Origin of the sequence: Ferrovibrio sp. (assembly GCF_036381655.1) — a bacterium.
Classification (GTDB): Bacteria; Pseudomonadota; Alphaproteobacteria; order Ferrovibrionales; family Ferrovibrionaceae; genus Ferrovibrio.
The window spans coordinates 1-1154 of the sequence record NZ_DASVCJ010000003.1 but is presented as its reverse complement, the minus strand read 5'-3'; the positions used below and the strand labels follow the sequence as shown (position 1 = coordinate 1154).

Annotated in this window: 2 protein-coding genes; both read right to left on the bottom strand. The window is 67.0% G+C overall.

Features of this window, described 5'->3' with window-relative positions; all coding sequences use genetic code 11:
- A partial coding sequence (locus tag VF194_RS00215; RefSeq protein ID WP_330886825.1) for a DNA methyltransferase occupies positions 1 to 484 on the bottom strand: 484 nt, incomplete at its 3' end.
- Positions 474 to 1016 (bottom strand): hypothetical protein, encoded by a 543-nt coding sequence (locus VF194_RS00210; protein ID WP_330886824.1) that lies wholly within the window; start codon positions 1014 to 1016, stop codon positions 474 to 476. The genes VF194_RS00210 and VF194_RS00215, both read right to left, overlap by 11 nt.
- Between the last annotated feature and the right edge of the window lie 138 nt (positions 1017 to 1154).

The following is a 1154-nucleotide window of genomic DNA, read 5'->3' as shown; positions in this document are numbered from 1 at the left end:
GGATGCGCTGCTCGGCGATAGCGACGTACTCAGGCTCCCGCTCGATGCCGACGGCTTTATCCCAACCGGCGCGGAGGGCGCCGATGATCTCGCTGCCGCTTCCCGCGAAGGGCACGAGGATGCGGCGGGGAGTGTCGCGCTCGGGCGGTAGCAGGAGGCGGGCTAGGTACTCGGTGAGGGCGAGGGGCTTGACGGTGGGGTGAGTGTTCTTGCCATCTACGCCGAGGTTCCTTTCGCTCTTGCTCGCTTTCGCGGCGTAGAAATACCGGGCGACGCTGCCAGCGTCGGTTTTAGCTGCCGTGAGGCCGGATTGCCCGCTTGCCCCATCGTGGTAGCCGACGCCTTTGCGCTTGGCGGGATAGCCACCTGGCCCTGTCTGCGGGAACAGGTCGACGACCTCATGCTGGCCTGGGTTGGGTAGCTTCTCGAACAGCGCCTTGAGGCGGTCGGGTAACTTCTGGTAGGTGTCCTCGTCAAGCTGCACGGCGCATCCTTCCGTGTTCCGCGTAGTGGCAGTCGACGCATAGGGTCTCGCCGTTCTCCATGTCCCATAGGGCGGCGGCATGGCGTCTGGCGTCGGCGCGGCTCCTGATGCCCAGCTGCTCGATGAGGGCCGCTAGGCTGACCTTGTGGTGCGCTTCTAGGTTGCTGGTCGCACCGCACCGCACACAGTGGCCGTCGCGCGCCTTGATGGCGTCCATCCACCGGCGGTTCTCCGTCATCTGTCGGATGGATTGGTTGAGGCGTGTGATGCCGCCCTTCCATTGGTAGTGCTGGGCGCCGCGCACCTTCTGGCCGCGCGCGGCTACGGCCTCGGGGTTGGCGGCGCAGAAAGCCTTATTGGAGGCGGCTATCTTCCGCCTGGTCGCCTCGCTGTGGCGGTAGCCGGGTGGGCGATGGTTGGTGCCCTTCTTGCGGCCGAGGGCGAGGCCGGCGGCCTGCGCGGGTGTTACGCCGGCGAGCGACTGCGCCAGGGCACGATGCTCCATGCATGCGGCATAGCGGCTGCGCGCCATGTCCGAGGGGCGACGGTACAGCGGCTTGCCGCAGACCACGCAGGCGGTGTTAGGCGTTCTCACTGAGCCACCTGAAAAGCTCGCGCTTCTGCTCGGGGGTCACGTCGGCGCGGAGTGCGTACTGATCGGCGGGATAGC

Bases quoted from the DNA above. Each gene is read 5' to 3' on its own strand.
- VF194_RS00210 (WP_330886824.1), bottom strand. From the start codon at position 1,016: ATGGCGCGCAGCCGCTATGCCGCATGCATGGAGCATCGTGCCCTGGCG.